This is a genomic window from Aquabacterium sp., from assembly GCF_044226965.1.
Taxonomy (GTDB): domain Bacteria; phylum Pseudomonadota; class Gammaproteobacteria; order Burkholderiales; family Burkholderiaceae_C; genus Pseudaquabacterium.
This window is the reverse complement of record NZ_JBGAGA010000055.1, coordinates 12,867-39,791: the sequence shown is the minus strand read 5'-3', so window position 1 is coordinate 39,791 and position 26,925 is coordinate 12,867. Positions and strand designations below refer to the sequence as shown.

Below are 26,925 nucleotides of genomic sequence, written 5' to 3'. Positions count from 1 at the left end.
GCCGACATCGGCTTCCTGGTGATGGACCTGCTGGCGCACGAGCGGCGCGACCTGGCCTTCCGCTTCCTCGACCGCTACCTGGGCGAGGGCGGCGACCATGCCGGCACCGCGGTGCTGCGCTACTACCTGGTGTACCGGGCGCTGGTGCGGGCGCTGGTGGCCACGCTGCGCCCGGGGCCGGCATCGGGGCCCGATTACCTGGGCCTGGCACTGCGCTGGCTGCAGCCGCCCGGTGCGCGGCTGATGATCACCCACGGCTACTCGGGCTCGGGCAAGAGCCACGCCGCCGCCGCGCTGCTGGAGCAGGCCGGCGCGATCCGGCTGCGCTCGGACCTGGAGCGCAAGCGCCTGCACGGGTTGTCGGCGCTGCAGCGCTCGGACTCCGGCCTGGACAGCGGCCTGTACGCCGCGCAGGCCTCGCAGGCCACCTACGCGCGGCTGGCGGCGCTCGCCAGCATCGCGCTGCGCGCGGGCTGGCCGGTGATCGTCGACGCGGCCTTCCTGCAGGCCGCCGAGCGCGAGCGCTTCCGCCAGCTGGCACGGGAGCAGGGCGTGCCGTTCACCATCCTGCACTGCGAGGCGCCGCCGCAACTGCTGCGCGAACGCCTGGCGGCCCGCGCCCGGCGCGCCGACGATCCTTCCGAGGCCGATGCCGCGGTGCTGGCGCACCAGCTGGCCCATGCCGAGCCGCTGGACGCGCGCGAGCAGCGCGAGCAGTTGTGCGTGGACAGCGCGCGGCCCGACGATCCGGCGGCCTGGGCCGCGCTGGCGGCCACCTGGGCCGGCGCCGCGTGCCTGACGCGTTAGCGCTGCATCCTGTCGGACAGCAGCGGCACCGCGCTGACGACGCTTGCGCCGCCACCCGCGGCATTGCCGATCTCGACCCGGCCCCCCACCATCAGCGCGCGTTCGCGCATGCCCAGCAGCCCGAACGAGCCGTTGATGGCGGCGCCGTCGGGAAAGCCGACACCGTCGTCCTGCACCGTGACGACCAGCTCCTCGCCGGCGCGGTGCGCCGCCACGTGCAGGTGGCGGGCATGGGCGTGGCGCGCGACATTGGTCAGCGACTCCTGCACGATGCGGAACAGCGCGGTGCGGGCCTCGGTGCCCAGCGGCGGCTCCTCCTCGTCGAGCGCCACCTCCACGGCAATGCCCAGCTGCTGTGCCGCGTTGCGCGCCAGCCAGTCGATGGCGGGAAACAGGCCCAGGTCGTCCAGCATCGCCGGCCGCAGGTCGGCCGCGATGCGGCGCACCGCGGCGATGGCGTTCTCCACCATGCGCGTCAGCTCGATGCCCAGCGCGGCTGCCCGGGTGGCCGGGTCGCCGCAGGCCAACAGCGCCAGCTTCAGCGCGGTGAGCTGCTGGCCCAGTTCGTCATGCAGTTCGCGCGCGATGTGCTGGCGCTCTTCCTCGCGCGCGCGCACGGCGCGGGCCGCCAGCTCGCGCAGCTCGCGCCGCGAGGCCTCCAGCGCCCGTGCCGCGGCGCGTTGCTGCGTGATGTCGATCAGCGCCATCTGCATCGTCGAGCTGCCGTGGTCGGGCAGCGAGCCCACGGCCAGCTGCACCTCGCGCACTTCGCCATCGCCGCGCACGATCTTCAGCTCGACATCGACGATGTGCCGCGGCTCCTGCAGCGCATGCCGCGTCGAGCGTTCGAGCAGCGTGGCCGAAGCGGCGTCGAACAGCGAGCCGACGAGGCGGCCGGTCAGCGCCTCGGCGTTGAGCCCGAACAGCTGGCAGCAGGCCCGGTTGGCCAGCACCACGCGGTGCTGCTCGACGATCCAGCTCGGCACCGGCGCCAGCTCGATCAGCGAGCGCACGCGGGCCTGCGCGCGGGCCAGGTCGGCGCTCAGCGCCTGCTGCTCGCTCAGGTCGGTGATCAGCGCCACGAACAGCGCGCGCGGCCCCTGGGGCCCGGCCACCACCGCCCGCGACAGCATCGCGCCCATCGGAAATTCGGTGCCGTCGGCGCGCAGCCCGGTGACGGGCAGGCGTTCGTCCATCGCCCGCTCGGCAATGCCCGAAGCCATGAATGCGCGCGCGAAGTCTGCATGCCGGCCGCGGAAACGCTCGGGCAGCAGCGTCTCCAGCGGCAGGCCCACCACATCGCGCGCGGCGCGGCCGAACATGCGCTCGGCCGCCGGGTTGAACAGCACGATGCGCTGCTCCTCGTCGCAACCCACCATGGCCTCGCGCGCGGCGCGCACGATGCCGCCGGCCGATATCGCCAGGGATGGATCGGATGGCGGCATGGCGGCTCTCCCGGGCTGCGCCAGTTCACTCCAGCGGCATCGGCCCGGAAGGGCGCGGGTCGCTCGTCAAACCCTCTTCCATGCCGTAGCGGATCAGCGCGGCGGTGCTGCCGAGTTGCCGCTTCTCCTGGATGCGGGTCTTGTGGGTGCTGACGGTCTTGATCGACAGGCTCAAGTCTTCGGCGATCTCCTTCAGCCGCTGGCCGGCCACGATGCGGCGCAGCACGTCGAGCTCGCGGTCGGACAGCTGGTCGTGCGCCTCGCCCGGCGTGCCGCGGTTGAGCTGCTGCACCACGTGCTCGGCCTGGTCGGCGGTGACGTAGGTGCGGCCCGCGGCCACGCGGCGCACCGCGGTCAGCAGCTCGGCGGCCGCGCTGTCCTTCGTCAGGTAGCCGCTGGCGCCGTTCTTGAACGCGCGGATCGCGTAGGCGTCCTCGGCATGCATGCTCAGCATCAGCACGCCGGTGCGGGGCAGGTCGGTCTTGATGCGGCGGGTCAGCTCGATGCCGCTCATGCCGGGCATCGACAGGTCGACCAGGGCGACATCGATCGGATGCCGGCGCAACAGGTCCAGCGCCTCGAACCCGGTCTTGGCCTCGTGGATGGCCCAGCTCTCGCCGTTGGACTCGAGGATGCGGCGGATGCCCTCGCGCACGATGGCATGGTCGTCGACGATCAGCACGCTCAACGTACGGCGTTCGGGTTCGGTGACGTTCATGCTCCCTGCGCTCCTGCCTGCGCCGATGATCACGGCGCCGCGCCCGGCGGCGGTTGACAATGCTCAACCGCGGCGTTCACGGGGCCACCGCCGCCACATCGGCCGGCACGGCCTGCAGCGGCAACGCCACCTGCACCTGCGAGCGCTGCGTGTCGGCGTCGAAGTGCACCGAGGCCTCGCCGGCCAGCGTGAGCGCCCGTTCGCGCACCAGGTCGAGCGCGCCGTCGCGCAGCGCGCCGCGCCCCGGGAAGGCCACCTGCACCAGCACCTCCTGCGGCGCCACCAGCACCGCCACGCGCGTGGGCGCCGGCTGCCGCGGCGTGATCAGCGCCATCGTGAGCAGCACCTCGACGATGCGGAACACCGCTGTCACGTGCGGCTCGGCCAGCACCGCGCCGGCCGGGGCCACCACCAGGTCGCACTGCAGGCCGCGCTGGGCCGCCAGGCGCGACACCAGCGATTCCAGCGCATGGCTCAGGCCCAGGTCGTCCAGCATCGGCGGCCGCAACTCGGCCACGATGTGCCGCAGGCTGGCCAGCGCGCCGTCGGCGGCCTTCAGGGCCGCGTCGATCTGCCCCCGCATCACCGGGTCGCCGGGGCCCACGCGCTGCTGCAGCCCCTGCACCGCCATCTTCAGCGCCACCAGCGACTGGGCCACGTCCTCGTGCAACTCGCCCGCGACGCGGCGCCGCTCGGCTTCCTGCCGGCCGAGCCGGTCTTCCGACAGGCGCCGCAGGTCGGCCTGCAGCTGGCCCAGCTCGAGCAGGCCGCGGTGCACCTGGCTTTCCTGGATCACCAGCGCCACCAGCAGCGCGGCGGTGGCGGGCAGGCCCAGCAGCCGGCCCGCGTACCAGCCCACCGAGTAGCGGCCGTTGTTCAGCACGGCCTCCAGCAGGACTTCGCAGACCCACATGGCCACCGCCACCAGCAGCCAGATGTCCAGCTCGGCCGGGCGGCGCTGCGAGGCCAGCGCGGCCAGCCCCAGGCCCAGCAGCGCCAGCGTGGCCAGCGCGACGCGGACCTTCAGCGGCAGGTCGCCGTCGGCCCGCATGATGTTCGGCAGCGCATCGTGCCCGGCGGTGGCGGCCACGGCCAGCAGCGCGGCCACGCACACGGTCACCGCCACGGTGCCGGCGGCGGCCGCCTGCGCGCGGGGAGCCGGCACCGGGCCCGGCGCCTGCCGGCGCAGCAGCGCATAGCCCAGGATGCACAGGCCCTGCAGCGTGCGCCAGCCGAAGTAGAGCCAGGCCGTGGTCTGCGGGCCGCCGGCCGGCAATCCGTCTGGCGCAAACAGTCCGGGGAAGGACAGCAAGTGCAGCGTGGCCATCGCCGCGCCGCCGGTGTAGAGCGCCACCAGCGCCAGCAGAGGCCGCGCGCGCAGCACCATGAAGTGGCCGTACAGCATCGCCGCGATCACGAGCTGCAACACCACCACCATCGACTGCACCGTCGGCAGGAAGGCATCCACCCGTGGCAGGGGCCGACCGGCCACCGGTGCCAGCACCAGCGTGACGAGCAAGGCCGCGGCCATCGCCGCCGCAGCCCAACGCCAATGCGCGGGTCCGGCCGGGCGCGTCGACAGGAAGACCTGGGCATGTTTCACGGCAAGGCCGAGCGTGCAGGCTGCGGCCGCGGCCGCCGTTGACCCTGGTCAACGCCAGCCCGCGCGCGCACCGATTGAGCCTGGTCAGCCCGCGCCGGCGGCGCGGCGGCAACGATGGAGCGGCCTTGCCTTCGGAGGATCTGCCATGGTGGCCCATCAACTGCTGTTCCGCGACGACGCGCGCGCCCGCCTGTTGCACGGCATCGACCAGCTGGCCGAGGCCGTGATGCTGACGCTGGGCCCGCGCGGCCGCACCGTCATCCTGGACCGCGAGTTCGGCCCGCCGCAGATCGTCAACTCGGGCGTGCTGGTGGCCAAGTCGGTCGAGCTGCCCGACCGCTTCGAGAACATGGGCGCGCAGCTGCTGCGCGAGGTGGCCGCGCGCACCAGCGAGATGGCCGGCGACGGCACCACCACCGCCACGGTGCTGGCCCACGCGATGATCCAGGAGGGCCTGCGCTACCTGGCCGGCGGCATGAACCCGATGGACCTCAAGCGCGGCATCGAGGAGGCCGTGGCCGCGGTGGTGGCCGAGCTGGCGCGGCTGGCCCGGCCCTGCGCGGGCTCGCAGGACATCGCGCACGTGGCGGCGATCTCGGCCAACAACGACCGCTCGATCGGCGACCTGCTGGCGCAGGCCATCGACCGCGTGGGCCGCGACGGCGCCATCACCATCGAGGACGGCTCCGGCCTGGTCAGCGAGCTCGAGGCGGTGGACGGCCTGCAGCTCGACCGCGGCTGGCTCTCGGCCTACTTCATGACCGACCCCGAACGCCAGGCCGCGGTGCTGGAGGACGCGGCCATCCTGCTGCTGGACCACCGGCTGTCGTCGCTGAAGGACCTGCTGCCGCTGCTGGAGCCGCTGGCCAAGGAAGGCCGGCCGCTGCTGGTGATTGCCGAGGAAGTGGACAGCGAGGCGCTGGCCACGCTGGTGCTCAATGCGATGCGCGGCAGCCTGAAGGCTTGCGCGGTCAAGGCGCCCGGCTTCGGCGACCGGCGCAAGGCGCAGATGCAGGACCTGGCCGTGCTGTGCGGCGGCACGCTGATCGCCGAAGAGGCCGGCCGCAGCCTGGCGCATGCCAGCCCCGCTGACCTGGGCCGCGTGCGCCGGGTCGAGGTCACCAAGGACACCACCACGTTGATCGGCGGCGCCGGCGCGGCCGAGAAGGTGCGCGAGCGCGTGGCCGGGCTGCGCCGAGAGCGCGCCAGGGCCGCCAGCGACTACGAGCGCGAGCAGCTCGACCAGCGCATCGCCAAGCTGGCCGGCGGCGTGGCGGTGATCAAGGTGGGCGCGGCCACCGAGACCGAGCTGAAGGAGCGCAAGATCCGCGTCGAGGACGCGCTGCACGCCACGCGCGCGGCGGTGGAGGAGGGCATCGTGCCCGGTGGCGCCGTGGCGCTGCTGCGTGCGCGTGTGGCGCTGGACGGCCTGCAGGGGCCGAACCTGGACCACGACTGCGGCCTGCGCATCGTCGCCCGCGCGCTGGAGGCACCGCTGCGCACGCTGGTGCGCAATGCCGGCGACGAACCCTCGGTGGTGATCGACAAGGTGCGCGCGACCGAATCGCGCGCCTTCGGCTACAACGCGGCCACGCGCGAGTACGGCGACCTGCTGCAGATGGGCGTGATCGACCCCGCCAAGGTGACGCGCTTGGCACTGCAGAACGCCGCCTCGATCGCCGCCCTGGTCCTGACCACCGATTGCATGATCGCGCGGCTGCCCTCGCCGGCGGCCTCGGCGGGCCTGGGCGGCGGCATGCCGGCGCCCGAGCTCTGAGCCGGCGCGCGGAAGGCGCCCTGGAACCAGTCGATCGCCAGGTCGGCGCAGCGGTCCAGCGTGCCGGCCTCGATGAACAGATGGCTCGCGCGCGGCACCACGGCCACCCGGCACTCGCCGCCGACCAGCGGCCGCGCGGCCAGGTTCAGGCGCAGCACCTCGGGGTCGGCGCTGCCGGCGATCAGCAGTGTCGGGGCCTGCACGCCCGGCAGCGCGCTGGCCAGGTCGGGGCGGCCGCTGCGGCAGACCACCGCGCGCACCTGGCGGCCGCGCATCGCGGCGCAGTCCAGCGCGGCGGCCGCACCGGTGCTGGCACCGAACAGCCCGAGCGGCAGCGTGCGCAGGGCCGGCTCGGCGCGCAGCTGGTCCAGGCAGTCGCCCAGGCGACCGGCCAGCAGCGTGATGTCGAACACGTGGGCCGGGCTGTTGCCCTCCGTGGGCCGCAGCAGGTCGACCAGCAGCGTGCCGATGCCGTGCTCGCGCAGGCGCGAGGCCACGCGCCGGTTGCGCGGGCTCAGGCGGCCGCTGCCGCTGCCATGCGCGAACACCACGAGCCCGACCGCGGCGGCGGGCACCATCAATTCGGCCACCAGGCCGGCGGGCCCGATCGTGAGGCGGCGATCCATCGCCATCGGCATCTCCTTGTCCAGACAGGTTCGACCATAGGGGTGGGCGGCGGGTCGGGTCTTGCGCATGCTCAGTGATGAGCGGTCCGTGGTGCCCCGTCGCGGGGGCTGCCGTTGAGCGCGCGCAAGCGCAGCCTCGGCAGCGACTTCCAGAATCGCTTGCATGAAGCCGGCCCATCCTTCGTCAGTCCACCGGCGCAAGCCGCGCGGCGCGACGCGCGCCATTGGCGAAACCCCCGTCGAAGCGCGCGACGACGGCGAGGTGCTGCTGGAGCTGCCCGACGGCTGGTACTGGGTGGCGCCCGACGGCCACCAGCAGTTCGGCCCCTTCGACAGCGCCGAGCTGGCGCGGGCCGACCGCGCGCGCGGCAGCGTCGAGGCGGTGGAGGGCGCGAGCGCGCTGCTGCAGACCGAGCGCGTGGCCGGCATCGCCGAGCGGGCCGATCCCGAGGTGGACGCGCCGCTGGAAGACCCCGAGTCCCCTGCATCCTGACACCGCAGGTCAGCCCGCCCAGAGGCCACCATGAGCGAAGCCACTCCTCGCCCCGTGCTGCCGCCCGACGTGGTGGCGCTGGTGCCGATGCGCAACGTCGTGCTCTTCCCGCATGTGCTGCTGCCGATTGCGGTGGGGCGGCCGAAGTCGGTGGCCGCGCTGATGCATGCGCTGGCGGCCGAGGCGCCGCTGGGCATCGTGCTGCAGAAGGACGCCGGCGTCGACGACCCTGGGGCCGAGGCCCTGTGCGAGGTGGGCACGCTGGCGCAGGTGCTGCAGCATGCCGCCGCGCAGCCCGATCGCCACCAGGCCGTGTGCCAGGGCCTGCAGCGCTTCCGCCTGATCGAGCTGGTGCCGGGCTACCCGTTCCTGGCCGGGCGCATCGAACGCATCCCCGAAAGCGCGCCGCTGACACCGCGGCTGGAGGCGCTGGACCTTCAGCTGCGCGAGCGCGCGGTGGAGCTGGTGGCGCTGCTGCCGGGCGTGCCGGCCGAGCTGGCGCACGGGCTGCAGGCCGCGCGCACGCCCTGGCAGCTGGGCGACGTGGTGGCCGGGTTGCTGGACATCGAGATCGTCGAGAAGCAGCGCCTGCTCGAGACCGTGCAGCCGGCCGACCGGCTGCAGCAGGTGCTGGCCCTGGTGAACCGCCGCATCGAGGTGCTGCGCCTGTCGCAGGAGATCGGCGAGCGCACCAAGGAAAAGATCGACGACCGGCAGCGCGAGTACCTGCTGCGCGAGCAGCTCAAGACCATCCAGCACGAGCTGGGCGAGGACAAGGGCGACGATGCCGACATCGTGCAGCTGGAGCAGCGCATTGCCACGGCCGGCATGAACGCCGAGACCGAGGCCCATGCGCGCAAGGAGCTGGCGCGGCTGAAGCGCCTGTCCGAAGGCTCGGGCGAGCAGGCGCTGCTGCGCAACTACCTCGACTGGCTGGTCGAGCTGCCCTGGGGCCCGCCGGCCGAATCGCCGATCGACCTGGCGGCCGCGCGCGCGGTGCTCGATGCCGACCACCACGGGCTGGCCCGCGTCAAGCAGCGCATCCTCGAGTACCTGGCGGTGCAGAAGCTCAACCCCGCGGGCCGCGCGCCCATCCTGTGCTTCGTGGGACCGCCAGGGGTGGGCAAGACCTCGCTCGGCCAGAGCATCGCGCGGGCGCTGGGGCGGCCCTTCGTGCGCGTCTCGCTCGGCGGCGTGCACGACGAGGCCGAGATCCGCGGCCACCGCCGCACCTACATCGGCGCGCTGCCCGGCAACATCGTGCAGGGCCTGCGCAAGGCCGCCTCGCGCGGCTGCGTGATGATGCTCGACGAGGTCGACAAGCTCGGCGCCGGCGCGCACGGCGACCCCTCCGCGGCGCTGCTGGAGGTGCTGGACCCGGAGCAGAACGCGAGCTTCCGCGACAACTACCTGGGCCTGCCCTTCGACCTGAGCCGGGTGGTGTTCATCGCCACCGCCAACGTCATCGAGCAGGTGCCCGGGCCGGTGCGCGACCGCATGGAAGTGATCGAGCTGCCGGGCTACACCGAGGAAGAGAAGCTGCAGATCGCGCAGACCTACCTGGTGCCGCGCCAGCGTGCCCAATGCGGCCTGCAGCCGGCGCAGTGCAGCCTGGCGCCGGACGCGCTGCGCGCGCTGGTCACCCACTACACCCGCGAGGCCGGCGTGCGCCAGCTGGAGCGCGAGATCGGCCGCCTGATGCGGCATGCCGCGATGCAGGTGGCGCAGGACGCGCAGGCCCGCCTGGAGGTGGATGCCGCCGGGCTGGCCGCCATCCTCGGGCCGGCGCCGTTCGAGCGCGAGGGCGCGGCGCGCGTCAGCCTGCCCGGCGTGGCCACCGGGCTGGCCTGGACGCCGGCCGGCGGCGACATCCTGTTCATCGAGGCCACGCGCACGCTGGGCAAGGGGCGGCTCATCCTGACCGGCCAGCTGGGCGAGGTGATGAAGGAAAGCGCGCAGGCGGCGCTGACGCTGGTGAAGGCGCGCTTCGAATCGCTGGGCATCGATGCCGGCGCGTTCGAGGAGGCCGACGTGCACGTGCACGTGCCGGCCGGCGCGATCCCGAAGGACGGGCCCAGCGCCGGCGTGGCGATGTTCGTCGCGCTGGCCTCGCTGTTCACCGGCCGGCCGGTGCGGCACGACCTGGCGATGACCGGCGAGATCAGCCTGCGCGGGCTGGTGCTGCCGGTCGGCGGCATCAAGGAGAAGCTGCTCGCCGCGCAGCGCGCCGGCGTTGGCGGCGTGCTGCTGCCCGCGCGCAACGAGAAGGACCTGTACGACGTGCCGGCCTCGGTGACCGAAGGGCTGCGCATCGTCTGGCTGCATGGCGTGGACAACGCCATCGCCGCGGCCCTGGCGCCGGTGGTGCCGACGCTGCCGGTGCGGGAAACGGTGTCATGACGCGCACCCGCAGGGCCGAGGACAACGCCAAGGCCGCGCCGCAGGTGCCCGACGAGCCGATGAGCCCGACCGACGCGGCCTGGCTGCACATGGATGGCCGCGTCAATCCGGCGATAGTGAACGGCATGCTGCTGACGCGGCAGCCGCTGGACATCGCCCGCGTGCGCGAGGTCTGCCGCCGGCGCCTGCTGGGCTTCGAGCGCTTCCGCCAGCGCGTGGTCGAGACCGGCTTGGCCGTGCCCACGCCGCACTGGCGCACGGTGCCGGTGGACCTGGACCACCACCTGCGGCACGTGGCGCTGCCACCGCCGCACGACGCCGCGGCGCTGCGGCGCCTGGCCTCGGCGCTGGCGAGCACGCCGCTGGATCCCGATGCGCCGCTGTGGCAGTGGACGCTGGTGGACCGGGTGGGCCGCGGCAGCGCGCTGATCATGCGCTACCACCACTGCATCGGCGATGGCAGCGCGATGATGGCGGTGGCGCAGAAGCTGTTCGATGCCGAGCCCCAGGCGGTTGCGCCTGCCGGCTCCGCCGCGGCGGCGGCCGTGCCGGTGCCCGCGGCCCCGCAGGCCGGGCGGCCGCTGGTCGACGAGGCGCTGGCCACGCTCGGCCAGGTCGCCAGCGGCATCGGCGCACTGGTGGGCGATCTGCTCAAGACCGACGACCCGCGCTCGCCGCTGAAGGGCGAATTCGGCATGCGCCAGCGCGTGAGCTGGTCGCGGCCGCTGTCGCTGCGGGCCATCAAGGCCGTGGCGGCGCAGGCCGATGCCAAGGTCAACGACGTGCTGGTGGCCGCGCTGGCCGGCGCGCTGCGCGAGTACGTGCAGCAGCGGGGCGTCGACATCGCGCGCCAGAGCCTGCGTGCCATGGTGCCGGTGGACCTGCGCCCGCCGGAGCGCCGTGGCCAGCTGGGCAACGAGTTCGGCCTGGTGATCCTGGACCTGCCGGTGGGCGAGGCGCGGCGCGCGCGGCGCCTGGCCGAGGCCAAGGCGCGCATGGACCAGCTCAAGCAGTCGACCGAGGCGGGCGCGATGCGCGTGCTGCTGACGCTGTTCGGCCATGGCCCGAAGCTGCTGCAGGACATGGCCAGCGCGCTGTTCGGCGCCAAGGTGAGCCTGGTGATGACCAACGTGGTGGGCCCGCGCGAGCCGCACCGCTTTGCCGGCGTGCCGCTCGACCGGGTGGTGTTCTGGGTGCCGCACCCGGGCGACGACATGGGCATGGGCGTCAGCATCCTGAGCTATGCCGGCCGCGTCTCGCTGGGCGTGATGACCGATGCGCGCCTGGTGCCCGACCCGGAGCACCTGACGACACTGTTCGAGCGCGAGTTCGCGGCGCTGCTGCGCGAAGCCAGGAGATGACGATGCCGATGCCACCCGATGACCGTGCCGGCGCCCAGGAGGCGCTGGCCAGCCTGCTGGCGCTGATGCTGGTGCCGGCCGGCTGCACGCCGACCGAGCTGGTGGCGCGGCTGGCGGCGCTGGACGCCTTCCGGCAGCTCGGCCTGGACCGGCAGCATTTCGCCGGGCGGCTGGCGCAGATGATCGAGGCCGCCGAGGGACAGGCCGGCGACCGGTCCTGGCTCGACGACAGCGACCTGGCGCGCATCGAGCGCCTGATGGCCCCGATCGACGACCCGCTCACCCGAGCCCGGCTGTGCGACGTGGCCGCCGCGGTGCTGGGCGAGGACGACAGCGTGGCGCACAGCCGCAGCCAGTTCCTGGACCATGTGGTGTCCACCTGGCACGTGGCGCTGGACCCGCCGCCCACGCCGCGCGGCCGCCGGTGACGCTCAGCGCAGGTACACCTCGCTGGCGTAGCGCCGCATCATGCGCTGGCTGTTGAAGTACGAGGCAATGCTGCGCAGGCCTTCCTTCATCATCGCGCGCCAGCGGCTGCGGTCGTTGGCATAGGCCGGCAGCACCTCTTCGCCGAGCAGGCGGTACAGCGCGTCGGCATCGCCTTCGCCGGGCGGCCGGCCATCGCCGTCGCCGCCGATGGCCCAGCCGTTCACGCCGTGCTGGCAGGCCTCGAGCCACCAGCCGTCGAGCACGCTGACGTTGAGCACGCCGTTGAGCGCCGCCTTCATGCCGCTGGTGCCGGAAGCCTCCATCGGCGGCAGCGGGGTGTTCAGCCAGATGTCGGCACCGCACACCAGCGCCTTGGCCAGGTCGAGATCGTGGTTCGGCAGGAACAGCGCCTGCACGCCCGGCGGCAGTTCCTGCAGCTGCCGGTGCAGCGCGCGGATGGCCTCCTTGCCACTGTCGTCATGCGGATGCGCCTTGCCGGCGACGATCAGCTGGAACGGGTGCTCGCGTGCGATCGCCGCCAGGCGCTGCGGGTCGCTGAACAGCAGCAGTGGCCGCTTGTAGCCGGTCATGCGGCGTGCGATCACCACGATCGGCAACTCGGGGTCCAAGCTGCGGCCGCCCACGCGGCGCACGCGGTCGATCAGCTCGCCCTTGGCCGCCAGGTGGCAGCGCCACAGGGCCTCGTCGGGCAGCTGCCCGGCGCGTGCCAGCAGCTCGGGCTCGAAGCGCCAGTGCGGCCAGTGGGCCTGGTACAGCGCGGCAAAGGCCGGGTGCGTCCAGGTGCCGACGTGCACGCCGTTGGTGATGGCATGGATGTGGCGGCCGGGATAGCGCTGCTGCGTCGTGCGCGCATGGCGCACCGACACGCCGTTGACCCAGCCCGCCAGCGCCAGCGCCAGCCGGGTCATGTTCACGCCCTCGTCGCCGGCCAGCGCGCGCAGGTCCTGCGGCGTGGCCAGGTCCGGCAGCAGGTGCTCGAACAGGCCGTGGTCGAAGCGATCCTGCGCCGCCTCCACCGGCGTGTGCGTGGTGAAGGCGCAGCGTTCGCGCACGGCGGCCACGTCGCAGGGCGGCTGCGGGTTCTCGTCCTCTGCGGGCGGGCGGGTGCGCGCCAGCAGTTCCAGCGCCAGCAGCGCGGCATGGCCCTCGTTCAGGTGGTAGGTGCGGATGTCGAAGCCCAGCGCATGCAGCAGCCTGACCCCGCCGATGCCCAGCACCGCCTCCTGCTTCAGCCGGTAGCCCGCGTCGCCCCCGTACAGGTCATGCGTGATCCGGCGATCCTCGTCGCTGTTCTGGTCGAGGTCGGTGTCCAGCAGCAGCACCGGCACCGAGTGGCCCGATTCGGCCGAGGCCTGCACGTACAGCCATGGCCGCACCCACACGCGGCGGCGCTCGATAGTCACCGCCACCATCGCTTCCAGCGGCTGGCACCAGTCCTCGGGCGACCACCAGTCCGGCTGCTCCTGCTGCCGGCCTTCGGCGTCGATGGTCTGCCGGAAGTAGCCGGCCCGGCTGACCAGCGAGACGAAGACCACCGGCAGCGCCAGGTCGGCCGCCGAGCGCGCCGTGTCGCCGGCCAGCACGCCCAGCCCGCCGGCATAGGTGTGCATCTCGGCCCGCAGCGCGATCTCCATCGTGAAGTACGCGATGCGGGTGCGGCTGAGGTAGGGGGTGATGGGCATCGACGTGACAGCCTGCCGCAAACAGAGCGCTTCCGCGCTGAGCCTGCGCAAGGGCGGCGCCGCGCGGGGCGGGCACGCTGGCGCCTGGCGCAGCATCGAACGGCACCGACGGACCATGGACACCCGGAAACTCCTCGAACGCAGCGACAGCCTGTGGGAGCTGCCATCGCGTGGAGACATGCGCGTGCCCGTGCGCCTGCATGCCAGCCGCGCCTTGCTGCAGCAGATGGATGGCAAGGCCCTCGAACAGGCCATTCGCGTCGCGCGCCTGCCCGGCGTGGTGGAAGCCGTGCACGTGATGCCGGACGGGCAGGCCGGCTACGGCTTTCCGAACGGCAGCGTGGCGGCTTTCGACCCGCAGCGCGGGGTGGTCGCGGTCGGCGGCCTCGGCACCGACCTCTCCGCCGGCATGCGCTGCCTGCACACCGGTCTGCGGCGCGCGGACATCCTGCCGCGCCAGGGCCCATTGGCCGACGCGCTACAGGCGCAGTTGCCGGTCGAAACCGGAGGCCCTGTCGTGATCGAGCTCAGCCGCGGCCAGTTGCACGACATGCTCAGCGGCGGCGCGCAGTGGGCCGTCGAGCACGACTGGGGCGATCGGTCCGATCTCGACCGCATCGAAGACCACGGGCGCGTGCCGATGGCCCTGCCCGCGGTCGTCTCGGACCGCCTGCGGCAGCGGCTGCGCACCGAACGGGTCGCGCCGGACGGCACCGACCACCTGCTGGAAGTGCAGGCGGTCAGTGCGGTGTGCGAGCCGGCGATCGCCCGCGCGTTCGGGCTCGCCGAGGGCGACATCGTGGTGACCTTGCATGGCGGCTCGCGCGGGCTGGCGGCACTGATAGACGCGGACTACCGGCAGGAGATGGTCGAGGCCGCGCCAGCGCGCGGGCGCCAGCCGAAGGACCCCGAACTGGCCTGCGCGCCGATCGGCTCGGAGCTGGGGCAGCAGTACCTGGGCGCGATGCGCGCGGCGATGAACTGCGCGCTGGCCAACCGGCAGATCCTCACGCACCGGGTGCGTCAGGTCTTCAGGCGCCTGTTCCCCAAGGCCGCGCTGCCCTTGCTCTACGACGTCTCGCACAACAGCTGCAAGCTCGAGAAGCATCGCGTGGGCGGCCAGCTGCGCACGCTGCACGTGCACCGCAGCGGCGCCGCGCGCGCGCTCGGTCCCGGCCATCCGGACCTGCCGCAGGCCTTGCGCCACGCCGGCCAGCCGGTGCTGGTTGGCGGGCCGGTCGGCGCCGCCTCGTACCTGCTGGCCGGGGTGCAGGCAGGCGTGCCGGGCGCCTTCGGATCGGCCTGTTGTGGCAGCAGCCGGGCGATCGGCCGCCACCCGGCCGCGAGCCCTTGGCAGGGCCGGCACATCGCCGACGCGCTGGCCGCCCGCGGTGTGCTCGTGCGCTGTGCGACGGACCGCGGCCTGGCCGACGAGGCGCCGGACGAGGGCAGGGGCCTGGAGGCCTTGGTCGATGCGGCGGCCGCGGCCGGCCTGGCGCGCAAGGTCGCGCGCCTGGATCCCCTCATCTGCATCCGGGGCTGATGCCGGCCCACGCCGGCCTGACCCTCAGGGCTGCAGCGCCACCAGCATGTCCTGAAGGCTGCCGTCGACCCAGGTTTCCTTGTACTTGTCGAGCAGGCCGAAGTAGTCGCGGTCGGCCATCAGCTTCGCGTTGAACTGCTGCATGCGGTCCAGGCTGTCGATGTCGAAATGCCAGTGGATCCTGGGGGCGCCGTACATCTCCACCCCGCAGCGCATGCCCATCTCGTAGTGCTTGTTGACATAGGCCGTCACCTCGCCGGCGAACTTGAGCGCCGCGGGGTAGGAAGCGCCATAGCGCACCGTGGCCGTGCGAACGAATCGGAACATCGCGATCTCCTTCCAGGGTCGGCCGCGGGTCCGTCCCACGGGCCGGAAGAGCACTGTCGGCCAGGCGCATGCGCTCGCCATTGCGCGTGCTCAAGGACCGGCGCCCCGGCCCGTAGCGACAGGATTCGCCGCGCCTGGCGCACGAAGAGAGCGTCCATCGCCGGAGCCTGGCCCGGTGGCGTCCGGACTGATCAGCATCAACCCGCGCGCCGCACGTTGCCCTATGGTGAAAGTCGATGTTTCCCAGGAGTTCTGCCATGACGATTCAAGACCTGCCGGACCCGCCCTCGGGCCCCGCGGCCCACGCCCGGCCCTGGCTGGCCAGCTACCCGCGCGGTGTGCCCGCCGAGGTGGACCTGGACGTCTACCCTTCGCTGGTCCACCTGCTGCAGGACAGCTGCACGCGGCATGCGCGGCTGCCGGCCTTCACCAACTTCGGCGAGAGCCTGAGCTACGCGGACCTGGACCGCGACAGCCAGGCTTTCGCCGCCTGGCTGCAGCAGGTGCGTGGCCTGCCGCGCGGCGCGCGCGTGGCCATCATGCTGCCGAACCTGCTGCAGTACCCCATCGCGATGTTCGGCGTGCTGCGTGCGGGCATGGTGGCGGTGAACGTCAACCCGCAGTACACGCCGGCCGAGCTGGAACACCAGATTGCCGACGCCGAAGCCTCGGCGATCCTGGTGCTGGAGAACTTCGCGCACACGGTGCAGCAGGTGCTGGAGCGCAACCCGACCTGGAACATCACCGTGCTGACGACCAGCGTGGGCGACTGCCTTGCCGCGCCGCACCGCTGGCTGGTCAATGCCACCGTGAAATACCTCAAGCACATGGTGCCGGACTGGCAGATCGACGGCGCGATCGACTTCCGCACCGCCCTGCACGAAGGGCGGGCGCGCACGCTCGATCCGGTCGCGCTGGGCCCGGACGACCTGGCCTACCTGCAGTACACCGGCGGCACCACCGGCGTGGCCAAGGGCGCGATGCTGACGCACCGCAACCTGGTGGCCAACGTGCAGCAGGTGGCGGCCTGGATCTCGCGCGACCTGCACGACGGCGAGGAAACGCTGATGTGCCCGCTGCCGCTGTACCACGTGTACGCGCTGACCTCGATGCTGGTGTTCCTGCGCATCGGCTCGCGCACGGTGCTGGTCACCAATCCGCGCGACATCCCGGCCTTCCTGGACGAGCTGAAGCACCAGCACTGCACGGCGATCATCGGCGTCAACACGCTGTACCGCGCGCTGCTGGATGCGCCGGGATTCGACGCGGTGGACTGGCGCGGGCTCAAGGTGGCCAGCGCCGGCGGCATGGCGGTGCAGCGCGTGGTGGCCGACCGCTGGCATGCGGCCACCGGCACGCCGCTGATCGAAGGCTACGGCCTCACCGAGACCTCGCCGGTGGTGATCTCCAACCCGTTGGGCATCGAGCGCTGGACCGGCATGATCGGCGTGCCGGTGCCCTCGACCGAAGCCGTGGTGATGGACGACGACGGCACGGTGATGCCCACCGGCGAGGTGGGCGAGATCTGCGTGCGCGGACCGCAGGTGATGGCCGGCTACTGGCGCCGGCCGGACGAGACCGTGCGCACCATCACGGCCGAAGGCTGGCTGCGCACCGGCGACATGGGCGTGTGCGACCAGGCCGGCTGGTTCCGCATCACCGACCGCAAGAAGGACATGATCATCGTGTCCGGCTTCAAGGTGTTCCCGAACCAGATCGAGGACGTGATCGCGATGCACCCGGGCGTGGCCGAGGTCGGCGCCGTGGGCGTGCCGGACGAGCGCACCGGCGAAGCGATCAAGGTGGTGGTGGTGCGCGCCGACCCGACGCTGACCGAAGAGGCGCTGCGCGCGCACTGCCGCGCCGAGCTGACCGACTATAAGCAGCCGCGCCACATCGAATTCCGCGACGAGCCGCTGCCCAAGACCAACCTCGGCAAGGTGCTGCGGCGCGCGTTGCGCCAGCCGGCCGTCCAGCCCGCGGCCGCGGCCGGTGCTGCGGCCAATGTGGCGGCCGCGTCGAATACGCATTAGGATTCACGCCAGCATCCCGATCGAACACCAGGAGTCCCCCGCATGAGCACCCGCCAATCCTCGACCACGCCGCGCCCCGCAGCTGGGGCCACCCTCGCCGTGCCGGCTTCGCCGCTGGCCTGGATGGACGCGGCCACGCAGGCCACGGACACCTGGCTGCAGTGGCAGGCCAGCCTGTGGCAGCCCTGCATCGAGCTGCAGGTGGCCTGGTTCAACTACCTGGCGCAGACGGCCGGCTGGCCGGCGCTGCAGACGCGGGGCACCGAGCAGCTCGGCTAGCGCAGCCTTCAGGCCACCCGCAGGTTCTTGAACTGCCAGGGGTCGTTCGCGTCGATGTCCTCGCGGAACAGGTGCTGGCGATCGGCCAGGGGCGTCCAGTCGGTGTACTGGCCCACCAGCGTGCCCAGGTAGGGCCGGCACAGGCCCAGCACCTGGTCGAAGGGCAGGGCATCGGGCTCGACGATGCCCCGGTACGGATGCTCGAGGGCCCAGGCCACGCCGGCCACCACGCCCGCCGCTGCCTGCAGCGTGGTGGCGTTGTTGTGCGGGCAGGCCGCGCGCGCCTCGTCGATGCCCAGGCGCGAGCCGTACCAGTAGGCGCCGCGCGGGTGGCCGACCAGCAGCACGCCGAGCTCCACCATGCCGGTGAGGATCTCCTCGCACAGCCGGTCGCGCCGGGGCGGCAGGCGGCCTTCGTGCTCGGCCAGTTCCTGCAATGAAAGCTCGGCGTCGTCGCTCGGGCGGTAGGCGCACAGCACCGTCGGGCGGTACTGCGGCTGCAGCGGGTCGCCGATCGTCAGGTGATCGGCGATCGAGAGGGCCTCGGCCTGCGCCATCAGGTGTCCGTGCATCGGTCCGCCCGCGGGGGTCCAGCTGCGCACGCGCACCTCGGCCCCGGGGCGCATCAGGTAGATGCCCGACGCGGGCTCGCCCGCATGGCGAGCGCCCTCGGTCGGAAAGTGCCGCTCGTGCGTGCCCCAGCCCAGCTCGGCCGGCCGGCTGGCCTGGTCGTGCAGGGCCTGCACGGACCAGGTGTTGACGAACTCGTTGGCCTTGCGGCGCCGCGCGGCCGACTGGCTGTCGCGCTCGGTGATGTGGATCGCGCGCACGCCCAGGCGCTGCGCCAGCCGCGCCCAGCCCTCGCGGCTGGTGGGCCCTTCGCTGCTGTAGCCGTGCAGGTCGCGGGCCAGGTCCAGCAGCGCCTGCTTGACGAAGTGCGACACCAGCCCCGGATTGGCGCCATGGCCCAGCACTGCGGTCGGCCCGTCCGGCGAGCGCGCGCGCAAGGCCAGCGCGCTGCGCCGCAAGGCATGCGTGCTGCGTTCGGCCGGGCTGCGGCGCGGGTCGGTCTGGGCGCCAGGCCAGGCGCCGAGGTCGGCATCCAGGTACACCACGCCGGCGTCCTGGCACCAGGCGATCAGCGCGACGCTGCTGACGTCCACCGCCAGGTTCAGCAGCAGGTCGCCCGGCCGCAGGTGGGTCCGCAGCAGGGCCGCCATGTTGTCGGGCGTGACCTGTGCCGCCAGGGTCTGCACGCCCAGCTCGCGCGCCACGTGCAGGCCCTCGCTGCCGGGGCTCACCACCAGCACCGAAGCCGGCGCCAGCCGCAGGTGGCGCAGCAGCAGCGGCAGCACGCCCTGGCCCAGGCTGCCGGATCCGAGCATCACCACGTTGCCGCTGAACGCTGCGGTGGTGAAAGGGGTGGCCGGGGTCGGCTCTTCGCTGATGTGCATCGTGGTCAATACCGCATGAAAGACGCGGCCATAGGTGTCAGAGATGGCGCTTGGGGCGCAGCTCGCCTTCGCGCACCCAGAGGCCCGGCGCCTCGCAGCGCAGCACCTCGCTGCCGCACAGCACGCGCTCGCCGAAGCCGTAGGTCGCGCCGTTGTAGCGGCACATGCCCGGCGTGCCGACCGGCTCGACGTCGGCTTCCTCTTCGTTGACGATGGGCGAGGTCTCGAGGTCTGGTTGCGGCGAGCCGACGCGCAGCAGTTCGTGCGGTGCGGCCACGCCGGGAGCCTGGCCGGCGGGCCGGTCAGCGGGGCGCGAGGGGGCCATGTCGATTCCTCCAGCAGGCAAGCCGATCGGCGATGCATTCACTGTAGGCAGGCCGGGGTGGGGCCGATTGAGCGTGCGCAAGCGCACCGGCGTGCAGCCGGCTTGCGCAGGATCAGCGCTGCGCCGGGGCCGATCGGCGCCAATGGCGGCGAAAGGGGAAGCGGTGATGGACGACGTGTTTGCGGATCGTGCAGCCGCCGGCCGGCGGCTGGCAGCGCGCGTGGCGGCGCTGCACCTGTCCGCGCCCATGGTGCTGGCCCTGCCGCGCGGCGGCGTGCCGGTGGCCGCGCCGGTGGCGGCCCTGCTGCGCGCGCCGCTGGAGCTGTTGCTGGTGCGCAAGATCGGCGCGCCGGGTCAGCCCGAACTGGCGGTGGGGGCGGTGGCCGAATGCGCCGAGCCGCCGGGCCATGTGCTGGTGAGCGACGACAGCGCGATGGCCATGACCGGCGCGAGCGAATCCTATGTCGAGCAGGAGGCCCGGCAGGCGCTGCAGGAGATTGCCCGGCGCCGCGCCGCCTACCGCGCCGGCCGCGCGCCGCAGCCGGTGGCCGGCCGCACGGTGGTGCTGGTGGACGACGGCATCGCCACCGGCACCACCGTGCGCGCCGCGTTGAAGGCGCTGCGGCAGATGCAGCCGGCGCGGCTGGTGCTGGCGGTCCCCGTGGCGCCGCCGGACACCGTGGCCGCGCTGCGGGAGGACGTCGACGACCTGGTGTGCCTGGCCCAGCCGACGCCGTTCCACGCCGTGGGCCTGCACTACATCGACTTCCACCAGGTGCCCGACGAGGAGGTCGTCGCGCTGATGGCCGCGGCCGCCCGCAGCGCGTAGGCGCTGCGCCGGGCCGCTCGGCGCCCGCCTCAGGACCCCGGCGCCGGCCGCTGCGGTCCGAGTCGACCGTCGGCCCGTGCCGACAGCCAGGCGTAGAGGTCGATGATGTGTGCCGTGACCACCGGCTCGCCCTGCCAGGCCGGCATCACCAGGCGGCCGCTGCGGCGCTGCAGCACGTCCTCGACCTGCGCGGCGCGCGCGTCGGCCGTGGGCGGCGGCGGCAGGCCCCAGTCGTAGCGCTCGAGCACGCGTTCGACGAAGCCGCGCGGCCCCATCTCGCGCAGCGCCGGCAGCAGGTCGGGCGCGCGGCTGGTGCCGGTGGCCGCGGCCCCGTGGCAGCCGGCGCACTTGTCCTGGAACACGCGCCAGCCGGTGTAGGCCGAGCCGGGCGGCTGGGCCTGTTCAGCCAGTTGTCGCGCCGGCTGGCGGTTCTGCCATTCGACGGCGCAGCCGCCGGCCAGCACGGCCACGCCCGCCAGGGCCCAGGCCCGCAGAAGTGATTGCATGGTGTTCATCGTGTGCAGGATCGATGCGGCCAATCTAGGCCGCTGGCGGCGCGCCGCGCTTGCGCAGGCGCAAATCGCAAGGCCCCGGGCTGCGCGGGCGCCTGGCCGGCGCATCGATTGATCTGCCGCAACGAGGGGCAGGGGCCGCTTCCTAGACTGGACAGGCATTCCCCCGCGGAGGCTGCATGAACCGCAACACCCCCCGGCCGGCCGAACGACACGGCCGCGCCAGCATGGCCCCGGAAGGGCACGACCCCTACCGGCGCGAACAGAAGATTCCGGAGCCGAGCTTCTGCCCCGACTGCGGGGCGGTGTTCGAGGCCGGCCACTGGCAGTGGAAGGAGCCGCTCAGCGCCCTGGCCCCCAAGGTGACATGCCCGGCCTGCCTGCGCCAGCGCGAGCATGACCCGGCCGGCTACCTGCTGGTGGAAGGGCCGTTCCTGCAGGCGCACCGCGACGAGCTGGTGCACCTGCTGGAGCGGCGCGCCGAGCAGGCGCGCAGCGAGCATCCGCTGCAGCGGCTGATGGGCATGGCGCCGCAGCCCGACGGCGGCCTGATGTTCACCACCACCTCGGTGCGGCTGGCGCGTGCGCTGGGCTCGGCGCTGGAGCACGCCTACCACGGCGAGCTGGAGGTGCACGCCAGCCCGGACCAGGACCTGGTGCGGCTGCGCTGGTCGCGTTGAGGCGCAAGGGGCGCTGCCGCAGGCGCCCCCGCATTGCGCCTGCTCAATCGGGGCCTGGCGTCGCTGCCTAGCATCGAAGCAGAGCGTCAGCCGACAGGGCTGGCGCCGCAGACAAAGGAGACATCGTGGAAGAAGTGCTGGCAGTTCCCGGCGCGGGCGACGTGGCGGCGGCCGTCGCTGGCCTGTGCCTGACGCATCCTCTGGTGGTCGCGTTGCCGGGCGCATGGCTGCTGGCCCTCGCGGTGTCGCGCCTGCTGGATGCGCCGATGGATTTCCTGATCACGCGCGAAGGCCCGGAGGCCGACACGCCCGCGGCCGCGCGGCCCGTGCTGCGCGACCGCTCGGTGGTGCTGGTCGACGACGGCCAGGCCGATGCCTCGAGCTGGGCCTCGGCGCTGGACGCGCTGCGCCGGCTGCAGCCCGGCCGGCTGGTGATTGCCGTGCCGCGCGACTCCACGCTGCTGCAGGCGGCCTGAGCCAGCCTTCAGCGCAGGCGCAGCGCGGCCATCGTCAGCGCCGCGCTGCCCAGCAGGGTCAGCAGGCCGAGCTCGAACGGGTGCGCCAGCACGCTGCCGCCCTGCAGGAACAGCGAGCGGATCACGATCAGGTAGTGGCGCAGCGGATCGGCCAGGCTCAGCCATTGCAGCACCTGGGGCATGTTGCGGATCGGGAACGCGAAGCCCGACAGCACGATCATCGGCATGATGAAGAAGGCCGCCGACATCATCGCCTGCTGCTGCGTGGCGGCGTAGGTCGAGGCCAGCAGGCCGAGCCCCTCGGTGCCCAGCAGCAGCAGCAGCGTGGCCACCACCAGCGAGAGCACGCCGCCCTGCAGCGGAATGCCGAACCAGCCCACCGCCACCGCCGCGATCAGCAGCGCGTCGAACACGCCGACGCAGGCCACCGGCAGCAGCTTGCACAGCAGGAACTCCAGCCGGCCCACCGGCGTGACCAGCAGGCGCTCCAGCGTGCCGTACTCGCGTTCGCGCACGACGATCATCGCGCTGAGCATCATCGTCGAGACGAAGATGACGTTGGCCATGATGCCCGGAATGAAGTACCAGCGGTCCTCCAGGTTCGGGTTGAACCATGCGCGTTCTTCCACGCGGATGGGCGGCACCGCGCCGGTGGCCGCCAGCGAGGCCTGCGCGACCAGGCGGCTCAGCTCGCCGGCGATCAGCTGCGCGCTGTTGGGGTCGGAGCCGTCGGCCAGCAGCTGCAGCTCGCGCCGCGTGGCCAGGTCGGCCGGGATCTGCAGGATCACGCGCACCTCGTCGCGGTCCATCGCCGCGGCGGCCTGGCGCATGTCCGGCAGCATCTGCAGCGTGTAGTGGCCGGTGGCGCGGATCGACGCGATCAACGCGCGGCTGGCCGGACCGCCGTCGTGGTCGACCACCGCGACGGTGGCATGGCGCACGTCGAAGGTGGCGGCATAGCCGAAAAGCACCAGCTGGATCAGCGGCGGCGCCACCAGCACGAAGCGCATGCGCGGGTCGCGCAGCAGTTGAAGGAATTCCTTGCCCAGCAGCACGCGCAGCCGGCGCAGCGAGCGCAGCACGGCCGCGATCACGGCTGCAGCCCCAGCACGCGCGAGCGGCGCAGCAGCGCCAGACCCAGCGCCAGCAGCACCGCGGACAGTGCGGCGATGTGCACCCACAGCACTGCGAAGGTGGTGCCCTTCAGGAAGATGGCCTTGCACAGCGCGACGAAGTAGCGCGCCGGCACGACGGCAGTGATCCACTGCACCGGCATTGGCATGTTGGCGATGGCGTAGATGGCGCCGGACAGCAGGAAGGCCGGCAGGAAAGTGGTGATCTGCACCATCTGCGAGGCCAGGATCTGGTTGCCCGCCAGCAGCGAGATCAGCGCGCCCTGGGCCATCACCACCAGCAGGAACAGCGCCGAGGCCGCCGCCAGCTCCAGCAGCGAACCGCGCAGCGGCACCTCGAACACGTAGACGGCCGCCGCCACGCAGCCGAGCACGTCGATCATGCCCACGGCGAAGTAGGGCAGCAGCTTGCCGGCCAGGAACTCGCCACGCGTCAACGGCGTCGTGCGCAGCATCACCAGGTTGCCGGACTCCATCTCGCGCGCGATCGTCAGCGCCGTCATCAGCGCGCCCACCACGCCCATCACCATCACGATGACGCCGGGCACGATGGCGTAGCGGCTCTCGTTGGTCTCGTTGAACCAGGTGCGCGCCTGCACCGTCACCATCGATGCCGGGCGACCCATCGCCAGTGCCCGTTCGTTCACCAGCTGCAGCACGTAGTTGCGCATCAGCCGCGCGGTGTTGGCGTCCATGCCGTCGAGCACCAGCTGCACCACCGCATGGCCGGCGGCCAGCTCGCGGGCGTAGTCGCCCGGGATCACCAGCGCGGCCCACACCTCGCGCGCGGCCACGGCTTCGCGCAGCTCGGCCCGGTCGTGGAAATGCCGCACCACGCGGAACGCGAGGCTGGCGCCCACGTGCGCGGCCAGCTCGCGCGAGGCGGCGTCCGGTGCCTCCTGCAGCAGGCCGATCGGCGCATGCACCACGTCCAGCCGGATCGCGTAGCCGTAGATGAAGAGCATCATCGCCGGCAGCAGGAACATCTGCGCCAGGCTGCGCGCATCCCGCAGCAAATGACGCACCTCCTTGCGCGCGACGGCCAGCACCGCGGCGGGCTTCATGCGGGCACCCCACGACGCTCGATGATGTCGACGAACACGTCCTCCAGCTCCAGCGCCGGCGCGGCCAGCACCTGCAGCGGCGCGCCGCGCCGCGCGGCCTCGGCCTGCACGGCGGCGGACCAGGCCGCCACGTCGGTGCCCGGCTGCAGTCGCACGCGCAGCCGGCCGGCGCGCGGCAGGCGCTCGTGCACCTGGGGGCCCCCGGCCAGCGCGGCCAGCAGCGCGACGTCGGGCCCCTGCAGCTCGACCAGCGGCGTGGCCAGCGGCCGCGCCAGCAGCGCCTGCGGCGTGCCGCCGGCCACCACGGCGCCGCGGTCCATCAGCGCCAGCCGGTCGCAGAACAGCGCCTCGTCCATGTAGTGCGTCGTCACCAGCACGCCGACGCCCTGGGCGGACAGTTCGTACACCAGCTCCCACAGCCGCTGGCGCGCCAGCGGGTCGATGCCCGAGGTCGGCTCGTCGAGGAACAGCACGTCCGGCTGGTGCAGCAGCGCGGCGGCCACCGCGAGCCGGCGCTGGAAGCCCAGCGGCAGGCGACCGGCGCGCTCGCCGGCGGCCGCGCGCAGCTCCAGCCGCTCCAGCGCCCAGTCCAGCCGCTCGGCCAGGCGGGTGCCGCGCACGTCGTAGAGGCCGGCCTGCAGCCGCAGGTTCTCCAGCGCGGTGAGGTCGGCATAGAGCGTGAAGCGCTGCGTGACGTAGCCGATGCGCGAGCGCGCGCGGCGTGCATGGCGCAGCATGTCGACGCCGGCCACCGTCACGCTGCCTTCGCTGGGCGCGAGGGTGCCGCAGAGCATGCGGATCGCGGTCGTCTTGCCGGCACCGTTGGCGCCGAGCAGGCCGAACACCTCGCCGCGCTGCACCTCCAGCTCGAGCCCGCGCACCGCGGTGAAGTCGCCGAAGCGGCGGCCCAGCGCATGCGCGACGATCGCCGAAGCCTCAGCCATGGCGGCGCGCCCGCTCGGCCAGCGCCAGTTCGCGCAGCGCCAGGTCGTGCAGGCTCGGCGTGGCCGGCTCGATCCGGCCGTGCCGGCCGGCCAGGCGCGCATCCAGCGCCGCCAGCGTGCAACCGGGCTCGAGCCACAGGCGGACCTCGCGGCCGACCGGGAACGCCAGCGCCACGCCCTCGGCCGCGGCCAGCGCCGCGGCGCCGGCCCGCGCCTGCGCGCCGTGCGCGACGCACAGCTGCGCGCCGGCCTGCGCGATCAGCGCGGCCGGCCGGCCCTCGCGCACCAGCCGGCCGCCTTCGAGGCTGGCCACGCGGTGGCAGCGCTCGGCCTCGTCCATGTTCGCGGTGGTGCAGACGATGGCCACGCCCTCGGCGCAGACGCCTTCGAGCAGCTGCCAGAACGCGCGCCGCGACACCGGGTCGACGCCGGTGGTCGGCTCGTCCAGGAACATCGCCTCCGGCCGGCTCACCAGCGCGCAGGCCAGCGCCAGTTTCTGCATCATGCCGCCCGAGAGCTGCCCGGCACGCCGGTCCTCGAAGCCCTGCAGTCCGGCGCGTGCCACCAGGTCGGCGATCAGGCCGGCGGCGTCGGCCCCGCGCAGGCCGTGCAGCGCGGCGAAGAACGCCAGGTTCTCCTGCACCGACAGGTCCAGGTACTGGCCGAACGACTGCGGCATGTAGGCGATGCGCTCGCGCAGCGCGCTGCCGGTGCCGCCTGCGTCGCCCAGCACCTCGATGCGGCCGGCCGCCGGCGCCAGCTGGCCGATCAGCAGCTTCAGCAGCGTGCTCTTGCCGGCGCCGTCGGCACCGACGATGCCGAAGATCTCGCCATGCGCCACGTCGAGGCACAGATCCTCGAGCACCGGCACCGGCCCGTAGCCGAAGCGCAGCCCGGCCACGCGCACCGCCAGCGGGTTCATGGCGCCGCCGCGGTCGGCGCGAGCCTCAGGTCCGCCGGCATGCCGATCTTCAGCGCGCCCTGCGGATCGTCGACATCCACCTTGACGCGGTAGACCAGGTCGACGCGCAGCGCGCGCGTCTCGACGGTCTTGGGCGTGAACTCGGCCTGCGGCGCGATGAAGGCCAGCCGCCCGCTGAAGCGCTGGCGCGGCAGGCCGTCCACCCGCACTTCCACCGGCTGGCCCAGCCGCACGCGCGCCAGGTCGCCTTCGGCCAGGTAGGCGCGCACCCAGGGGCGCGAGAGCTCGGCAATGCGCAGCACCGGCTGCCCGGCCGGCACCACCTGGCCGCGCTCGACCAGGCGCACGCTCACGATGCCGCTGATCGGGCTCGTCAGCGTCACGTAGCCGAGCTGGCGCTCCGCGGCGGCCCGGGCCGCCACCGCGGCGTCGAGCTCGGCGCGCGCGCGCTGCAGCTCCTGCGGCCGCGCGCCGGCGCGCAGCAGCGCGAGGTTGGCGCCGACCTGGTCGACGCGCGCGGCCGCCGTGGTGGCAGCGCTGCGCACGCGGTCCATCTGGTCGGGCGAGATGAAGCCCTGCGCGATCAGCTGCTGCGTGCGCAGCACCTGCTGGTCGGCCAGCTGGCGGTCGGCGCGGGCCTGGGCCAGCGCGGCCTCGGCCGCGCGCAGCTCCTCGGGGCGGGCGCCGGCCTGCAGCGCGGCCAGCGCCTGGCGCGCCGCCTCGGCCTGGGCGCGGGCCCGCTCGGCGGCCAGCTGCAGGTCGCTGGCATCGAGCTCGGCCACCGCCTGGCCAGCCTGCACCGCGTTGCCTTCGTCGACCTGCAGCCGCGCGATGCGCCCGCCGACCTGGAAGCCGAGGTCGAGCTCATGCGCTTCCACGCTGCCCGACAGCGTGATCGCGCCATCGCCCTCGGGCTGCCAGGGCCAGCGGCAGGCCGCCAGCGGCAGCGCCAGGCCGATCGACAGCAGCAGGGGGCCGAGGCGTGGCATCGGCAGGCCATGGCGGCGTGCCCGGACCTGGCAATCAGGTCTGCGCAGCGCCA

The 26,925-nt window shown here is 73.3% G+C and carries 25 protein-coding genes and 1 pseudogene; 12 read left to right on the top strand and 14 right to left on the bottom strand.

Annotation, left to right across the window (positions count from 1 at the left end):
- Positions 1-807 (top strand): AAA family ATPase (locus ACILR4_RS20990; protein WP_395702825.1); only part of this gene is annotated, 807 nt, incomplete at its 5' end.
- Here the strand turns inward: ACILR4_RS20990 and ACILR4_RS20985 are convergent.
- The 3 genes from ACILR4_RS20985 to ACILR4_RS20975 form a co-directional block, all read right to left on the bottom strand.
- Positions 804-2,252: a PAS domain S-box protein gene (locus ACILR4_RS20985; RefSeq protein WP_395702824.1), complete on the bottom strand. Its 1,449-nt coding sequence runs from the start codon at positions 2,250-2,252 to the stop codon at positions 804-806. The two genes, ACILR4_RS20990 and ACILR4_RS20985, sit on opposite strands and share 4 nt — an antisense overlap.
- A 25-nt stretch (positions 2,253-2,277) precedes the next feature.
- Positions 2,278-2,970 carry a response regulator gene (locus tag ACILR4_RS20980; RefSeq protein ID WP_395702823.1) on the bottom strand — a complete coding sequence of 231 codons (693 nt, stop codon included), beginning with the start codon at positions 2,968-2,970 and terminating at the stop codon, positions 2,278-2,280.
- 76 nt (positions 2,971-3,046) lie between these two features.
- Positions 3,047-4,573 (bottom strand): sensor histidine kinase, encoded by a 1,527-nt coding sequence (locus ACILR4_RS20975; protein WP_395702822.1) that lies wholly within the window; start codon positions 4,571-4,573, stop codon positions 3,047-3,049.
- Between the two features lie 145 nt (positions 4,574-4,718).
- On the opposite strand from ACILR4_RS20975, the gene groL reads away from it, so the two are divergent.
- A complete protein-coding gene (groL, locus tag ACILR4_RS20970; RefSeq protein ID WP_395702821.1) occupies positions 4,719-6,350 on the top strand; it encodes a chaperonin GroEL in 1,632 nt (543 codons plus the stop codon).
- Here groL and ACILR4_RS20965 read toward each other — a convergent pair.
- A pseudogene (locus ACILR4_RS20965) lies at positions 6,311-6,982 on the bottom strand (dienelactone hydrolase family protein); the annotation flags it as partial. The gene groL and the pseudogene ACILR4_RS20965 sit on opposite strands and share 40 nt — an antisense overlap.
- A gap of 157 nt (positions 6,983-7,139) precedes the next feature.
- On the opposite strand from ACILR4_RS20965, the gene ACILR4_RS20960 reads away from it, so the two are divergent.
- The 4 genes from ACILR4_RS20960 to ACILR4_RS20945 are packed head-to-tail and all read left to right on the top strand — an operon-like array spanning position 7,140 to position 11,658.
- On the top strand, positions 7,140-7,469 hold the full coding sequence (locus ACILR4_RS20960) for a hypothetical protein (protein WP_395702820.1): 330 nt from the start codon (positions 7,140-7,142) through the stop codon (positions 7,467-7,469).
- Between the two features lie 30 nt (positions 7,470-7,499).
- Positions 7,500-9,869 (top strand): endopeptidase La, encoded by a 2,370-nt coding sequence (gene lon, locus ACILR4_RS20955; protein WP_395702819.1) that lies wholly within the window; start codon positions 7,500-7,502, stop codon positions 9,867-9,869.
- On the top strand, positions 9,866-11,230 hold the full coding sequence (locus ACILR4_RS20950) for a wax ester/triacylglycerol synthase family O-acyltransferase (protein WP_395702818.1): 1,365 nt from the start codon (positions 9,866-9,868) through the stop codon (positions 11,228-11,230). Before lon ends, ACILR4_RS20950 begins: the two co-directional genes overlap by 4 nt.
- 2 nt (positions 11,231-11,232) lie before the next feature.
- A complete protein-coding gene (locus tag ACILR4_RS20945; RefSeq protein ID WP_395702817.1) occupies positions 11,233-11,658 on the top strand; it encodes a hypothetical protein in 426 nt (141 codons plus the stop codon).
- A 3-nt stretch (positions 11,659-11,661) separates the two neighbouring features.
- Here ACILR4_RS20945 and glgP read toward each other — a convergent pair whose 3' ends face one another.
- A complete protein-coding gene (gene glgP / locus ACILR4_RS20940) occupies positions 11,662-13,362 on the bottom strand; it encodes an alpha-glucan family phosphorylase (protein WP_395702816.1) in 1,701 nt (566 codons plus the stop codon).
- A gap of 115 nt (positions 13,363-13,477) precedes the next feature.
- Here glgP and ACILR4_RS20935 point away from each other — a divergent pair, with 115 nt between their 5' ends.
- Positions 13,478-14,905, top strand: a complete 1,428-nt coding sequence (locus ACILR4_RS20935; protein ID WP_395702815.1) for an RtcB family protein — start codon at positions 13,478-13,480, stop codon at positions 14,903-14,905.
- A 24-nt stretch (positions 14,906-14,929) separates the two neighbouring features.
- Here the strand turns inward: ACILR4_RS20935 and ACILR4_RS20930 are convergent, their stop codons facing one another.
- Positions 14,930-15,232 (bottom strand): hypothetical protein, encoded by a 303-nt coding sequence (locus tag ACILR4_RS20930; protein ID WP_395702814.1) that lies wholly within the window; start codon positions 15,230-15,232, stop codon positions 14,930-14,932.
- A gap of 257 nt (positions 15,233-15,489) precedes the next feature.
- Between ACILR4_RS20930 and ACILR4_RS20925 the strand changes: the two genes are divergently transcribed.
- Both ACILR4_RS20925 and ACILR4_RS20920 read left to right on the top strand, forming a co-directional pair.
- The gene (locus ACILR4_RS20925; protein WP_395702813.1) at positions 15,490-17,265 is read left to right on the top strand and encodes an AMP-binding protein; all 1,776 of its coding nucleotides are present in this window, start codon (positions 15,490-15,492) and stop codon (positions 17,263-17,265) included.
- Between the two features lie 42 nt (positions 17,266-17,307).
- The gene (locus tag ACILR4_RS20920; RefSeq protein WP_395702812.1) at positions 17,308-17,544 is read left to right on the top strand and encodes a hypothetical protein; all 237 of its coding nucleotides are present in this window, start codon (positions 17,308-17,310) and stop codon (positions 17,542-17,544) included.
- Between the two features lie 8 nt (positions 17,545-17,552).
- Here the strand turns inward: ACILR4_RS20920 and ACILR4_RS20915 are convergent, their stop codons facing one another.
- Together ACILR4_RS20915 and ACILR4_RS20910 are read right to left on the bottom strand one after the other, a co-directional pair.
- Positions 17,553-18,998 carry a saccharopine dehydrogenase NADP-binding domain-containing protein gene (locus ACILR4_RS20915; protein ID WP_395702811.1) on the bottom strand — a complete coding sequence of 482 codons (1,446 nt, stop codon included), beginning with the start codon at positions 18,996-18,998 and terminating at the stop codon, positions 17,553-17,555.
- Between the two features lie 37 nt (positions 18,999-19,035).
- Positions 19,036-19,323 (bottom strand): hypothetical protein, encoded by a 288-nt coding sequence (locus ACILR4_RS20910; protein WP_395702810.1) that lies wholly within the window; start codon positions 19,321-19,323, stop codon positions 19,036-19,038.
- Positions 19,324-19,489: 166 nt separating this feature from the next.
- Here ACILR4_RS20910 and ACILR4_RS20905 point away from each other — a divergent pair, with 166 nt between their 5' ends.
- Positions 19,490-20,152 (top strand): phosphoribosyltransferase, encoded by a 663-nt coding sequence (locus ACILR4_RS20905; protein ID WP_395702809.1) that lies wholly within the window; start codon positions 19,490-19,492, stop codon positions 20,150-20,152.
- A gap of 29 nt (positions 20,153-20,181) precedes the next feature.
- On the opposite strand, the gene ACILR4_RS20900 is transcribed toward ACILR4_RS20905, so the two are convergent.
- Positions 20,182-20,667 (bottom strand): c-type cytochrome, encoded by a 486-nt coding sequence (locus ACILR4_RS20900; protein WP_395702808.1) that lies wholly within the window; start codon positions 20,665-20,667, stop codon positions 20,182-20,184.
- Positions 20,668-20,843: 176 nt separating this feature from the next.
- Here ACILR4_RS20900 and ACILR4_RS20895 point away from each other — a divergent pair, with 176 nt between their 5' ends.
- Positions 20,844-21,344, top strand: coding sequence for a BCAM0308 family protein (locus ACILR4_RS20895; RefSeq protein WP_395702807.1), 501 nt, complete (start codon positions 20,844-20,846; stop codon positions 21,342-21,344).
- Positions 21,345-21,469: 125 nt separating this feature from the next.
- Complete coding sequence (locus ACILR4_RS20890; protein WP_395702806.1) at positions 21,470-21,820, top strand: hypothetical protein; 351 nt, start codon at positions 21,470-21,472, stop codon at positions 21,818-21,820.
- Positions 21,821-21,828: 8 nt separating this feature from the next.
- Here the strand turns inward: ACILR4_RS20890 and ACILR4_RS20885 are convergent, their stop codons facing one another.
- Genes ACILR4_RS20885 through ACILR4_RS20865 form a run of 5 tightly spaced genes read right to left on the bottom strand, consistent with a single transcriptional unit; the run spans position 21,829 to position 26,872 of the window.
- Positions 21,829-22,914 (bottom strand): ABC transporter permease, encoded by a 1,086-nt coding sequence (locus ACILR4_RS20885; RefSeq protein ID WP_395702805.1) that lies wholly within the window; start codon positions 22,912-22,914, stop codon positions 21,829-21,831.
- Complete coding sequence (locus ACILR4_RS20880) at positions 22,911-24,017, bottom strand: ABC transporter permease (RefSeq protein ID WP_395702804.1); 1,107 nt, start codon at positions 24,015-24,017, stop codon at positions 22,911-22,913. The genes ACILR4_RS20885 and ACILR4_RS20880 overlap by 4 nt, the downstream gene beginning before the upstream one ends.
- Complete coding sequence (locus ACILR4_RS20875) at positions 24,014-24,961, bottom strand: ABC transporter ATP-binding protein (protein ID WP_395702803.1); 948 nt, start codon at positions 24,959-24,961, stop codon at positions 24,014-24,016. The genes ACILR4_RS20880 and ACILR4_RS20875 overlap by 4 nt, the downstream gene beginning before the upstream one ends.
- Entirely contained in the window at positions 24,954-25,883 is a 930-nt protein-coding gene (locus ACILR4_RS20870; RefSeq protein WP_395702802.1) for an ABC transporter ATP-binding protein, read from the bottom strand. The genes ACILR4_RS20875 and ACILR4_RS20870 overlap by 8 nt, the downstream gene beginning before the upstream one ends.
- Positions 25,880-26,872 (bottom strand): efflux RND transporter periplasmic adaptor subunit, encoded by a 993-nt coding sequence (locus ACILR4_RS20865; RefSeq protein WP_395702801.1) that lies wholly within the window; start codon positions 26,870-26,872, stop codon positions 25,880-25,882. The genes ACILR4_RS20870 and ACILR4_RS20865 overlap by 4 nt, the downstream gene beginning before the upstream one ends.
- Positions 26,873-26,925 lie beyond the last annotated feature (53 nt).